General features: G+C 63.0%; 13 protein-coding genes. 12 read left to right on the forward strand and 1 reads right to left on the reverse strand.

The genetic code is table 11. The features are described 5' to 3' along the window. Window positions 1–736: sulfatase-like hydrolase/transferase (locus EOC06_RS20010; RefSeq protein ID WP_164898665.1), on the forward strand; the 736-nt coding region annotated here is incomplete at its 5' end. A gap of 41 nt (window positions 737–777) precedes the next feature. Here the strand turns inward: EOC06_RS20010 and EOC06_RS20015 are convergent. Beyond that, window positions 778–2,436, reverse strand: a complete 1,659-nt coding sequence (locus EOC06_RS20015) for a pilus assembly protein (protein WP_128308595.1) — start codon at window positions 2,434–2,436, stop codon at window positions 778–780. 453 nt (window positions 2,437–2,889) lie between these two features. Here EOC06_RS20015 and rpsF point away from each other — a divergent pair, with 453 nt between their 5' ends. From rpsF to radA, 11 genes are all read left to right on the forward strand, one after another. Then, complete coding sequence (gene rpsF / locus EOC06_RS20020; RefSeq protein WP_013532520.1) at window positions 2,890–3,390, forward strand: 30S ribosomal protein S6; 501 nt, start codon at window positions 2,890–2,892, stop codon at window positions 3,388–3,390. Then, the gene (gene rpsR / locus EOC06_RS20025) at window positions 3,390–3,638 is read left to right on the forward strand and encodes a 30S ribosomal protein S18 (RefSeq protein WP_006203718.1); all 249 of its coding nucleotides are present in this window, start codon (window positions 3,390–3,392) and stop codon (window positions 3,636–3,638) included. The genes rpsF and rpsR overlap by 1 nt, the downstream gene beginning before the upstream one ends. Before the next feature lie 219 nt (window positions 3,639–3,857). Further along, entirely contained in the window at window positions 3,858–4,442 is a 585-nt protein-coding gene (gene rplI, locus EOC06_RS20030; RefSeq protein ID WP_023813757.1) for a 50S ribosomal protein L9, read from the forward strand. A 299-nt stretch (window positions 4,443–4,741) separates the two neighbouring features. Continuing rightward, window positions 4,742–6,046 (forward strand): cyclopropane-fatty-acyl-phospholipid synthase family protein, encoded by a 1,305-nt coding sequence (locus EOC06_RS20035; protein ID WP_128308596.1) that lies wholly within the window; start codon window positions 4,742–4,744, stop codon window positions 6,044–6,046. 67 nt (window positions 6,047–6,113) lie between these two features. Beyond that, window positions 6,114–6,464 (forward strand): hypothetical protein, encoded by a 351-nt coding sequence (locus tag EOC06_RS20040; protein ID WP_245469836.1) that lies wholly within the window; start codon window positions 6,114–6,116, stop codon window positions 6,462–6,464. Continuing rightward, window positions 6,398–7,369, forward strand: coding sequence for a small ribosomal subunit Rsm22 family protein (locus tag EOC06_RS20045; RefSeq protein ID WP_128308597.1), 972 nt, complete (start codon window positions 6,398–6,400; stop codon window positions 7,367–7,369). The genes EOC06_RS20040 and EOC06_RS20045 overlap by 67 nt, the downstream gene beginning before the upstream one ends. 141 nt (window positions 7,370–7,510) lie before the next feature. Then, window positions 7,511–8,224, forward strand: coding sequence for a DUF1428 domain-containing protein (locus EOC06_RS20050; RefSeq protein WP_128308598.1), 714 nt, complete (start codon window positions 7,511–7,513; stop codon window positions 8,222–8,224). A 46-nt stretch (window positions 8,225–8,270) separates the two neighbouring features. Next, the gene (locus EOC06_RS20055) at window positions 8,271–8,636 is read left to right on the forward strand and encodes a YciI family protein (protein WP_027037981.1); all 366 of its coding nucleotides are present in this window, start codon (window positions 8,271–8,273) and stop codon (window positions 8,634–8,636) included. Then, window positions 8,633–9,862: an RNA polymerase sigma factor gene (locus EOC06_RS20060; RefSeq protein WP_128308599.1), complete on the forward strand. Its 1,230-nt coding sequence runs from the start codon at window positions 8,633–8,635 to the stop codon at window positions 9,860–9,862. The genes EOC06_RS20055 and EOC06_RS20060 overlap by 4 nt, the downstream gene beginning before the upstream one ends. A gap of 226 nt (window positions 9,863–10,088) precedes the next feature. Then, window positions 10,089–11,579, forward strand: a complete 1,491-nt coding sequence (locus EOC06_RS20065; protein WP_126068580.1) for a replicative DNA helicase — start codon at window positions 10,089–10,091, stop codon at window positions 11,577–11,579. A gap of 222 nt (window positions 11,580–11,801) precedes the next feature. Further along, the coding region (radA, locus tag EOC06_RS20075) for a DNA repair protein RadA (RefSeq protein ID WP_128308600.1) at window positions 11,802–12,969 on the forward strand (1,168 nt) is incomplete at its 3' end.

Here is a 12,969-nt window from a genome sequence, read left to right on the forward strand (position 1 = left end):
ACTGGCATCGGATGCGGCGATGACCGACGAGATCATCAGCGAGGCCGACGCCAGCGACGAGCCGGTGTTCTTCTTTGCGGTCAGCCTGCAAAACCACGGTCCCTACGAGCCGAACCGCTATTACAATCCCACGCATAGGGTGCAGGCGCCGATCAGCCAGTGGGCGCGCGAATCGCTACTCAGCTACGCCGAGGGCTCAGCCGATGCCGATCGCGGCCTCGAACGCCTCGTCGAATGGGCCAAGAAACGCTCCCGCCCCACCGTAATCGCCTTCTTCGGCGACCATCTGCCGCCGCTGGGGCCGGTCTATGTCGAAACCGGCTTCCTCAAGGACAATGTCGCGCCGCGCAAGGAAGCGTCGCCCGAGGCTGCTCTCGAGCATCACGAGACGCCGCTGGTCATCTGGTCAAACCGCACCGGGCCGGCTGAGCAGATGGGTGCCGTCAGCCCAGCCTTCCTGCCCTATCATATCCTGAAAACGGCCGGAATCAGCCATCCCTACTACACCGGCTTCCTGGGCGAGATGAGCGAACGCTACCGTGTCGTCGACCGCAATCTTCTGCTGACGCCGGCTGGCGAAGCCACCCCCGATTGGGCGCGGCAGAAGGAGATCGACCCGGCGATCCGCGATTTCCGCCTGCTGCAGTACGATATGATGTTCGGCAAGCGTCAGGCAGCGCCTGACTTCTTCCCCGAAACGGTCGACAAGGACAAGGTTGTCGCCCATACGAGTTGAGCCCAACGATCCCTCAGGCTCGTCTGTGTCGGATCGCGCGTTCAGTTCGTCAATTGCAGCTTCGAGAACTTGTTGGCGATCTGCTGGAAAACGTCCGGCAATTTGGTCGGATCGTTGACTGCATAATAGCCGCTCGGATCAGAAGCGCAGGCGCTGTAAAGCGCGCGGTTGGCTGCGGTGTCGGATTGCAGCACCATGGTGTAGATTTGCACGCCCTCGTTCTTCAATTGCGTGCAGACGCTTTTGGTCCAGCCGTCGACATTGCGTGCAGCGGTCGTCTGGTTATCTGATCCGAAACGGCCGCCGGCCAGATAGCCATATGATGTGTAGTCAGATTTCGTCGGCTGTTGGCTGGCGCCATAGACGACGTTCTCGCCGTCGGTGAGCAACAGCACGATCTTGCTGATACCGGGCGTCTTCCACGGCGCCCCATCGGTGTAGGGCGCGGCGGGCGACAGCACCCGCATACCCCATGACAGGCCCTCGGAGACGTTGGTGCCCGAACCGTTCCACTCGGTCATCTGACTGGCAGCCTTGCGCAGCTTGTCGAAATCGTCGGTCAGGGGGACCACCGGGGTCGGACACGCACGGTTCGGACCGATAGTGATGGGAGAGCCGATCTCGGTGATGAGTTCCTTGGCGGGCGCAACATATTTGGCAATCTTTTCCCTGGCAGCCCTGTCATCGGGCGACAGAAGTTCGATGAGATTGCCGAGCAGGTTGCTGAGATCGATGCCCAGGATGTTGATGCCCGACTGGGCAAGCCTGGTTTTGTCGCTGACATCGTTGAGATAGGAGTTGTTGTAGTATTTATCCGAATTGCCATAGGAGCCAGACGGCTTTTGGGCGTCTCCGGGATCGTCCGGTGCAAAGTACGGCACGAACAGCGTGTCGGGCTTGGCCGTGTCGGGTGGCGTGTCGGAGATATTGTAAGCGCCTGGCCGCGCCTCGACACAACCCTTCCATCCGGTGCCATTCCATCCGGCATCGGTCCATCCGGTCTTCTTGAGCTGTTTGAAAAGCGCCATGTGGTTCGGCCGCTTGCCGTCGATGACGGGAAAATTGACGCCGTTGGTTGAGGACTTGCCGTCCATGTCGATCCAGGACGGGTCGAAGCCGTCGCCATTGACGTTGACGGCGGTTACGAAAGGAACCAGCGAGGCGCGGATCTTGCGCGTCGGCGATTTCGCCGCTTCGAGCGTGTCGAGCAACGATTTTGTCGCCGTCCTCAGCGCCGTCATGCGCGCGCCGGCCATCGAGCCGGTGTTGTCCAGTACCAGCACGACTTCGAGCTGGTTGTTCGATTCGACCGCCGAGGCATCGACCACGATGTGCTTGCTGTCGCCGAACAGGAAGGCGAAGTTGAGATTGACGTCCGCCGAGGCAATCGCCTTTGTCTTGACGAAGTTGACGCCCTTGTCGACAGTCAGCGTCGCCTGCGCATTGCCGAGTTCGCCATGACCGACGATGTTGGCCTGGAAATAGCGGTTGAAAGCGTCATTGCGGGTGATGTCGAGATCGCCAAGGTGCGAAGAAGCAAGATTTGCCGAATCAAGAGCGTTCTGCAGATTGCTCTTGGCTCGCATAAGGGTCGAGACATCGGTTGCGAAAGCGACTGCCGTCAGGATGACCGGCAAACCCAGTCCCAGCACAAGCGTGAAATTGCCGCTCTTCGAGCGCCAGAATTTGTTGAAAAGCATCCTTACCCCCGGAAATGCTTGCCGCTTTTGCGCGGTTGTCCGGGCTTTTGCGCCTTCCATGATGAATCGACCGTTGATGGCCAGGCTTCAACTCCACACAACCTGCTGGTGTGGTTAAGACGTGGTTGCCGGAAACCACAACTCCGACCGTTGCTGCTCCCCGATCATCGGCTATGACACACGGGAATGCCGCTTGCCCTTGCTTTGCGGCCGGATTGCTGTATAGACGCCCGCAATCTGCCGGTCCTTGCTGGGGGCTGAACGGAGGGCCGGAGGTTTTTCAGAACCTTCGTGTGAAGCCGGAAGTGCTTCCGCCTCCCGTGTCTCCGCTCTCGACCGTCTCGTCATGCTCCTTTCTTCCCCCTGCCCCTTCGAGGGTTTGCGGGTCAGAGAAGTTGCAGAGGCTTTTGCCGCCGGGAACCGGGAGAGAAACGAAGAAAGGCATAGGACATAATGGCTCTTTACGAACATGTGTTTCTTGCCCGGCAGGACCTCTCGCAGCAGCAGGTCGATGCGCTTGTCGAACAGTACAAGGGTGTCATCTCCGCTAATGGCGGGTCCGTCGGCCGGGTCGAGAACTGGGGACTGAAGTCCCTCACCTACCGGGTCAACAAGAACCGGAAGGCTTACTACACGCTGATGGACCTGAATTGCCCGGCTGCCGCGCTCAACGAGATGGAGCGCCAGATGGGCCTGTCCGAGGACGTGCTGCGTTTCCTGACCATCAAGGTCGAGGCGCATGAGGAAGGCCCGTCGGCCATGATGCAGAAGCGCGAAGAGCGCTCGGAACGCGGCGGCTTCGGCGACCGTGACCGTGGCGATCGTGGTCCGCGCTCGTTCGGCGATCGTGATCGCGGCGACCGTGGTGATCGTCCGCCGCGCTCGTTCGGCGACGCCGGTGCCGATCGTGGTCCGCGCCGTCCGCGCGAAGGCTTTGAAGGGGGTGCAGAATAATGGTCGACATCAATCAGATCCCGACCCGGCGCCCGTTCCATCGCCGCCGCAAGACCTGCCCGTTCTCCGGCGCCAATGCGCCCAAGATCGACTACAAGGACGTGCGTCTGCTGCAGCGCTACATTTCTGAGCGCGGCAAGATCGTGCCGTCGCGCATCACCGCCGTCAGCCAGAAGAAGCAGCGCGAACTCGCCAAGGCGATCAAGCGCGCCCGCTTCCTCGGCCTGCTGCCCTACGTGGTTCGCTAATATCTCAAATGCGGGCGGTTCGCCGCCCGCTCTTCGCCCACGGCGACGGGCGCCGCAGGGCCGAACATCAAATCCCGGGTTGAGGTCAAAACCTCTAACTGCCGCAACAGGCAGGACAGCGACACCAGCGCCAAAGGCGCTCAAGCTTCCTGACCTGTTCCCAAGACATTCGGCGTCGATCTCATCGATCGATTGGCGCCCAACCGAAGGAACAAAACCATGGACGTCATTCTTCTCGAACGCGTTTCCCGTCTCGGCCAGATGGGCGATACCGTCAAGGTCAAGGACGGCTTCGCCCGTAACTTCCTGCTGCCGCAGGGCAAGGCGCTGCGCGCCAACGAAGCCAACAAGAAGAAGTTCGAAGGCCAGCGCGCCCAACTCGAAGCCCGTAACCTCGAGCGCAAGTCGGAAGCGGCCCAGGTCGCTGAAAAGCTCGACGGCAAGAGCTTCATCGCCGTTCGCTCCGCCGGCGAAACCGGACAGCTTTACGGTTCCGTTTCGACCCGCGACATCGCCGATCTGCTGACGGCGGAAGGTTTCTCGATCAATCGCAACCAGATCCTGCTCAACCAGCCGATCAAGACCATCGGTGTCACCAATGTGGCGATCGCGCTGCATCCGGAAGTCGAGGTCACCGTCACGCTCAACATCGCCCGCACGGCCGACGAAGCCGAGCGCCAGGCCAAGGGCGAGACTCTGACCACCGCCGAAGCCATCTATGGCGACGACATCAACGACAACGCCCGGCCGGAGAACTTCTTCGATCCGAACACCGAGTTTGAAGGCGGCGAAGACAACGCCTGATCATCCATCGCAAAGAAGTTGAAGCTGCGCTCCGATCTCGATTGAAGCGTGCTTCGATCACTTTGCCGTCATCCAGCCATGCTGGACCAATGCCCGGGCCTCTCGCCCGGGCATTTTTGTGCCAAATGGAACTTTTCGAACCCCTATATATTGTTGCAGACTATGGCGTCGCGCGTCCTTTGGCCGCGCAAATCACGCTGTGCAACTTTGGTTCGGCGCAAGACCCCCGGCGCAATCGATCCCGATTTTCGCGGTCACGCGCCAAGGCAGCCTGTCTGGCCGAGAGGGGACATTTGGTCATGAATATCCTGTTGAAGCGCGTTCTCGACCGCCTGGTGCGTACCGGCAATCTCAAGGTGACCGGTCCCAAGGGCTCGGCTGTGGTTTTCGGCGACGGCAGCGGCGAACCGGTGCACATGCACATCAAGACCGCGCATGCCGAGCGCGCCATCACCTTCGATCCGATGTTGGCGGTGCCTGAAGCCTACATGGACGGCGAACTCGACATTCTCGAAGGCGGCGTGCTGGGTGTGATGCGCATCGCCTTCCAGAACATGGGCAGCGGCGGCATCGACGCCACCTGGTCGAAGGCCATCGAAGGCTTGCGCCACGCCTTCCGCCGGCTGCAGCAGATCAACACCGCCTCGCGCTCGCGGCGCAACGTGCAGCGACACTACGATTTGTCGGGCGACCTCTACCGGCTCTTCCTCGACGAGGACATGCAATATTCCTGCGCCTATTTCGAGCAGCCGGACATGACGCTCGACGAAGCGCAGGCCGCCAAGAAACGCCACATCGCCGCCAAGCTCCGGCTGAAGGCCGGCCAGACGGTGCTCGACATCGGCTCCGGCTGGGGCGGGTTTGGCCTCTACCTCGCCAAGGCGTTCGACGTCGACGTGCAGGGCGTGACGCTGTCGACCGAGCAGCATGGCGTAGCCACCGACCGGGCGCACGCGCAAGGGCTGGAAAGCCGTGTGCATTTCGAGCTGAAGGACTACCGCGAACTCAACGAGCGTTTCGACCGCATCGTCTCGGTCGGCATGTTCGAGCATGTCGGCGTCAACCACTACCGTACGTTCTTCGACAAGAGCGCGACGCTGCTCAAGCCCGATGGCGTGATGCTGTTGCACACGATCGGTCGTTCCGGCGTGCCGTGGGCGACCAGCGCCTTCATCCGCAAATACATCTTCCCGGGCGGCTATATCCCTTCGCTCTCGGAAGTCATGCCGGCGATCGAAAAGTCGGGCCTGGTCGTCACCGACGTCGAGATCCTGCGGCTCCACTATGCCGATACGCTGAAGCACTGGGGCGTGCGCTTCGCCGCCAATCGCGACAAGGCCAAGGCGATCTATGACGAGCGTTTCTGCCGCATGTGGGAATTCTATCTGGCGGCCTCGGAAGCTGCCTTCCGCTGGCAGGATCTGGTGATCTTCCAGATCCAGATCGCCAAGAAGAACGACACGCTGCCGATGACACGCGACTACATGGCCAAATGCGAAAAAGCGCTTGAGATGCGCGACATGGGGCATCGTGAAACGGCTCCCGTCAAAAAGAGCCCGGCCGCCAAGCCGGCTCGCCGCCGCAAGGTTGCCGACCAGGAATAGCATTGCCGCTTGCCATTGCCGGCGCCTGCACTGAAAAAGGTCCCGTGACTGTCGCGGGACTTTTTTCATGACCTACGTCCTCTATGCCGCCGCCGCTCTGGCCGAGATCGCCGGCTGCTTTTCGTTCTGGGCCTGGTGGCGGCTGGATAAGTCGCCGCTTTGGCTTCTTCCCGGCCTCGCCTCGCTTGCCCTGTTCGGCTTCCTGCTGGCGTTGGTGGACATGTCAGCCGCCGGCCGCGCCTACGCCGCCTATGGCGGCATCTACATCGCGGCGTCGCTTGGCTGGCTGTGGCTGGTGGAGGGCGTTCGCCCCGACCGCTGGGATCCTTCTCGTCCCGCGGGGCGCGTGAGATGGAGTTGCCGGCCTCCCTTCGCCAAGGTGTCGAGCGCCTGCTCGAAAACGTTCCGCTGGCGGTAATCAAGCAAGCGGCAAAAACGCTGTCCGACCGTTACCGTGCCGAGTTGCGCGACGGCCGTTTGCACATGGCCGAGGATCTGGCCGTGAAAGCCTATTTGGCGACGCGGCTGCCGGCGACCTATGCCGCGATCCGCGCCAGCCTCGACGCGCTGAGCGACGCAAAGCCCGGCTTTCAACCCAGGAGCCTGCTCGATGTCGGCGCCGGCCCTGGCACGGTGCTTTGGGCCACGACCGACCTGTGGCCCGATCTCGAACAGGCAGTGTTGTTCGAAGCCAGTGCCGCGGTGCGCAAGGTCGGCGAGACGCTTGCCGGCGACACAATTGTCGCCCAGACCAGATGGCTGGCCGGTGATGCCACCATCGACCTTGCCGACATCGAGCCGGCCGATCTGGTCACGTGCGCCTATGTGCTCGACGAAATCGCTCCCGCATCACTGCCGAAGCTCATCGACCGCCTCTGGCAACTCACCGCCGACACGCTGCTTGTGGTCGAGCCGGGCACCCCCGCCGGCTGGCAGCGCATCCTTGCCGTGCGCCGGCAGTTGATCGAGGCGGGCGCGCATGTGCTTGCGCCTTGCCCGCATCAGGCGCCCTGCCCGCTCACCGCGCCCGACTGGTGCCACTTTTCCCGCCGCGTCGCCCGCTCGCGCCTGCACCGGCTGGCCAAGGACGCCGACGTGCCGTGGGAAGATGAGAAATTCATCTATGTCGCGGCTTCTCGCGACGGACTCACATCGCACCAGGCGCGGGTTCTTGCGCCGCCGAAATCCGGTTCCGGCAAGGTTCTGCTCAAACTTTGCCGGGACGACGGCACCGCCGCCGAGCGCTTGTTCACCAAGCGCGACGGCGCCGACTTCAAGCTGGCCCGGCGGCTGGACTGGGGCGACAGGCTGGCTTCCGAATAGACAGCAGCAGCGTTTGCGACCGCCTCGAAGAAAAATTTCGAAGCGATGTCGAATCCAGGCCGTGCCGTTCGACCATTGGCGTTCTCGGACCTTTCGAGACGCCAAGAGTGTCAAACGGCATCAGCCAATAGGAGAAACGCAATGAGCTATATCGCAGGATTTGTCGCCGCGGTGCCCGCCGCCAACAAGGAAGCTTACCGCAGGCATGTCGCCGAGGTGGCATCGGTGCTGAAGGAGTTCGGCACCACCCGCATGGTCGAAGGATGGGGCGACGACGTGCCCGGCGGCAAGATCACCGACTTGAAGGGAGCCGTGAAGGCAAAGCAGGATGAAGTCATCACCTTTTCATGGCACGAATACGCGGACAAGGCGGCGGCGGACGCGGCCTATCAGACGATGATGAGCGACCCGCGCATGGCGGAGATCGGCGCTTCCATGCCCTTTGACGGCAAGCGCATGATCATCGGTGGCTTCACGCCCTTCATCGACCTGAACACGACCGGCAAGACGGGCTATATCGATGGCTCGCTGGTGCCGGTGCCGGCCGCCAACAAGCAGGCCTACCTTGCCGTAGCGACGAAGCAGGCCGCGGTGATCAAGGAACACGGCGCAACCCGCGTTGTCGAAGCGTGGGGCGACGATGTTCCCGACGGCGAGGTCACCGACTACCGTGGCGCCGTGAAAGCGACGGGCGACGAGGTCGTCGTCTATGCCTGGGTCGAATGGCCGTCGAAGCAGGTGCGCGATGACGCCTGGAAAAAGGTGATTGCCGATCCGCGCATGTATGCCGACACCATGCCCTACGACAACCAGCGCCGGGTCCATGGCGGCTTTGCGCCGATCCTCGACGCCTGATCCCAAGAACCCTAGTTTTCGACAATCCTGGAAAAGGAAACCCACCATGCGTTACGCCTGTCTCATCTATTACCATCCCAAAACATTGTTCGGCGGCAGCCCGGAGGCCAATGCCGTGCTGGCCGAGTGCTCCGGATATGACGAGGTGCTCAAAGCCAGCGGCCACTTCGTAACCGCCGAGGCCCTGGTGCTGCCCGAGGAGGCAATGACCGTGCAGGTCCGCGACGGCAAGATGTCGACCGTCGACGGCCCGTTCATGGAGACCAAGGAGATCCTGGGCGGCATCATCGTCATCGAGGCCCGCGATCTCAACGAGGCGGTGCGAGTGGCGAGCGGCCATCCACTGGCAACGATCGGCTTTGTCGAAGTTCGCCCGGTCGTCGACTTCAGCCAGCCGCCGCCGGTCCTGTGAGCACCACCAGCCCCCGCGATGCCCTGGAGGCGGCCTACCGCACCGAGGCGCGGCGCGTGCTGGCGACCTTGATCCGCCTGCTCGGCGGTTTCGACGTGGCGGAGGAGGCCTTGCATGAGGCCTTCACTGCTGCCGCCGAGCAATGGCCGCGCCAGGGTGTGCCGGCCAACCCCTATTCCTGGCTGGTCTCGGCCGGCCGCTTCAGGACCATCGACCGCTGGCGCCGGGAAGCACGGCTGGCCGGGGCTCTGCCCGAACTCACGGCGCTGGCCGAGCCGACACGGGAGCCGGCCATGCCGGAAGACATCCAGGACGATGAATTGCGGCTCATCTTCGTCTGCTGCCATCCGGCGCTGGCGCCGGATGCACGCATCGCCCTGACCCTGCGCGAAGTGGGTGGTTTGACCACCGAAGAGATCGCCCGCGCCTATCTGACGCCTGCACCGACCATTGCGCAACGCATCGTGCGGGCCAAGGCGAAGATCCGGGACGAGGCGATCCCTTACGAGGTGCCCGACCGCGACGACCTGCCGGCGCGTCTCGAGAGTGCGCTGCAGGTGATCTACCTGATCTTCAACGAGGGTTACGCGGCAACCGAGGGGCCGAACCTGACGCGGGCCGATCTGTGCGCCGAGGCGATCCGGCTCGGCCGGCTGATGGTCGAACTGCTCGACCAGCCGGAGGCGCAAGGGCTGCTTGCCCTGATGCTGCTGCACGAGGCGCGGCGCGCGACGCGGGTCAATGCCAGCGGCGACCTTGTCCTGCTGGAGGATCAGGACCGCACGCTGTGGGACAGTTCGCTGATCGCCGAGGCCGACGGCCTGATCGGTCGGGCGATCGCCTCGCGCCGCATCGGACCGTATATCCTGCAGGCGGCCATTGCTTCCGTCCACGCCGAGGCGGCAGGCACGGCGGAGACCGACTGGGTACAGATCGTCGCGCTTTACGATGTGCTCGGCCGCGTCGACCCCTCCCCGGTCGTGGCACTCAACCGCGCCGCGGCCATAGGCATGCGCGACGGCCCGCAGGCCGGACTGGCGGAAATCGAGGCGGTCATGGCACAAGGCGGGCTGGACGGCTACCATCTGGCGCACGCGGCGCGAGCAGACATGCAGCGCAGGCTTGGCTTGACCGAAGCGGCAAGGACCTCCTACCGGCGGGCGATCGAGTTGACCCGGCAACCGGCGGAACGCCGGTTCATCGAGGGGCGACTCGGTCAGCTTTGAGCGGGATGGCTGCACAGGGCACCATTCTTGTTTTCTCGTTTTGTTCTCCCTATAGATGCGCTACAATCGTTCTTTCGATTCGAGTCAATTGTGATTCTTTCCACCGAAAAAACTCGGCTGTGAATCGCGGGTATCAAAGCTGATTGGACAGGCACTGGTGCAGATAAGTCAGCATGGACTTGTCACGTTCTGATATCGAAAGGCCGGGATCGAAATCGGGGATATCATGGCAGAAGCAGCGCGAAAATTCGGCGTGGCGGAAACACCGCTTTATCGTGAAGCGCCCAACAACATCGAGGCCGAGCAAGCGCTGCTCGGCGCCATCCTCGTCAACAACGACGCCTTCTATCGCGTCTCGGACTTCCTCAAGGCCAGCCATTTCTACGAGCCGCTGCACCGCAAGATCTTCGAGGTGGCGTCCGAGTTCATCCGCATGGGCAAGGTCGCGACGCCGATCACGCTGAAAACCTTCCTGCCCGCCGACGAGAAGGTCGGCGACATGACGATGGCGCAATATGTCGTGCGGCTGGCGGTCGAGGCTGTGACCGTCGTCAACGCCACGGACTATGGCCGCGCCATCTATGACCTTGCGACGCGCCGCGCGTTGATCACGGTCGGCGAGGACATGGTCAACATCGCCTATGACGCGCCGGTCGACATGGCGCCCGGCGAACAGATCGAGGATGCCGAGCGGCGGCTGTTCGAGCTGGCCGAAAACGGCCGCTACGATGGCGGTTTCGAAAGCTTTTCCGATGCGTTGAAGAATGCCGTGGACATGGCCAGCGCGGCCTATATGCGCGATGGCCACCTGTCCGGCATTGCCACCGGCCTGCGCGATCTTGATCATCGTATGGGCGGGCTGCAGCCGTCGGATTTGATCATCATCGCCGGCCGCCCAGGCATGGGCAAGACGTCGCTGGCAACCAACATCGCCTACAACATCGCGGCCGCCTATGAGCCCGCCCAACAGGCCGACGGCTCGGTTAAGGCGGCCAATGGCGGCGTCGTCGGCTTCTTCTCGCTCGAAATGTCGTCGGAGCAGCTGGCCACCCGCATCATCTCCGAGCAGACCGAGATCCCATCGTCGAAAATCAGGCGTGGCGACCTGACCGAGGCCGATTTCGGCAAGCTCGTCGCGTACACGCAGGAGAACCACAAACGCCCGCTCTATATCGACCAGACGGGTGGTATTTCCATTGCCCAGCTCGCGGCTCGCGCGCGCCGCCTCAAGCGCCAGCGCGGGCTGGATCTGATGGTTATCGACTATATCCAGCTGATGCAGGGTTCGTCCGCCAAGGCATCGCAGAACCGCGTCCAGGAAATCACCGAGATCACTACCGGGCTGAAGGCGCTCGGCAAGGAGCTGGGCGTGCCGATCATCGCCCTCTCACAGCTCTCGCGTCAGGTCGAAAGCCGCGACGACAAACATCCTCAGCTGTCCGACCTGCGCGAATCGGGTTCGATCGAGCAGGACGCCGACGTGGTGCTGTTCGTGTACCGCGAGGAATATTACATCAAGAACAAGGAGCCGGAGAAAGGCACGCCCGAGCATCTCGCCTGGGAGACAAAGATGGTCGAAGTCCAGGGCAAGGCCGAAGTGATCATCGCCAAGCAGCGCCACGGACCGACCGGCACCGTCAGCCTTGCCTTCCAGGGCGAGTTCACCCGCTTCTCCGACCTCGCCGAGGAGCATCATCTGCCGGAAAGGTTCGAGTGACCTATTGAGACAGGTCTCGTTCCTTGGCGCCCCCCTCTGTCCTGCCGGACATCTCCCCCTCCAGGGGGGAGATTGGATGTCATCGATCCTTTCGCCAATTTTTGGCGTTGAAAAGAAGGCGCAAGGGCTGAAGCTGCAAATCTCCCCCCTCGAGGGGGAGATGGCCGGCAGGCCAGAGGGGGGCGCTGCCCCGCCAGCCTGTCACCGCGTGGCATCTCTCTGATGGCCAAATCCCGGGTCCAATTCATCTGCCAGAGCTGCGGATCGGTGCATCAGCGCTGGGCCGGCAAATGCGATGCCTGCGGGGAGTGGAACACGCTGGTCGAGGAAGGCACGTCCGGCGGCATCGGCTCAGGACCGGCCAACACGCGCAATGCCCGCAAGGGCCGCGCGGTGGTGCTGACCACGCTGTCCGGCGACATCGAGGATGCGCCGCGCATCATTTCGGGCATCGGCGAACTCGACCGCGCCACCGGCGGCGGGTTCGTGCGCGGCTCGGCGCTGCTGGTCGGCGGCGATCCTGGTATCGGCAAATCGACGCTGCTCACCCAGGCGGCCGCGGCACTGGCGTCAAAGGGCCACCGCATCGTCTATGTCTCGGGCGAAGAGGCGGTCGCGCAGATCAGGCTGCGGGCGCAGCGGCTTGGCGTCGCCTCTTCTTCGGTGGAACTTGCCGCCGAGACCAATGTCGAGGACATCCTGGCGACGATCGCCGACGGCAAGCGGCCTGATCTCGTCATCCTGGATTCGATCCAGACGCTATGGACCGACCTTGCCGATTCGGCACCGGGCACCGTCACACAGGTGCGCGCCGCCGCCCAAGCGATGATCCGCTATGCGAAATCCACGGGTGCTGCGATCGTGCTGGTCGGCCATGTCACGAAGGAAGGCCAGATCGCGGGGCCGCGTGTCGTCGAGCATATGGTCGACGCCGTGCTCTACTTCGAGGGCGAAGGCGGCCATCACTATCGCATCCTGCGTACGGTGAAGAACCGTTTTGGACCGACCGACGAGATCGGCGTCTTCGAAATGTCGGACAAGGGCCTGCGCGAGGTTGCCAATCCGTCCGAGCTTTTCCTTGGCGAGCGCCATGCAAAATCGCCCGGCGCCGCGGTTTTCGCCGGCATGGAGGGGACAAGGCCGGTGCTGGTCGAGATCCAGGCACTGGTCGCACCCTCCTCGCTCGGCACGCCGCGCCGCGCCGTCGTCGGCTGGGACGGCGCCCGGCTGTCTATGATCCTGGCAGTTCTCGAAGCCCATTGCGGGGTGCGCTTCGGCAGCCACGATGTCTATCTCAACGTCGCCGGAGGCTACCGGATTTCGGAGCCCGCGGCCGATCTGGCAGTGGCGGCCGCCCTGGTTTCCTCGCTCACCGGTCTTGCCCTTCCCG

This window comes from Mesorhizobium sp. M7A.F.Ca.MR.362.00.0.0 (genome assembly GCF_004023175.1).
Classification (GTDB): domain Bacteria; phylum Pseudomonadota; class Alphaproteobacteria; order Rhizobiales; family Rhizobiaceae; genus Mesorhizobium.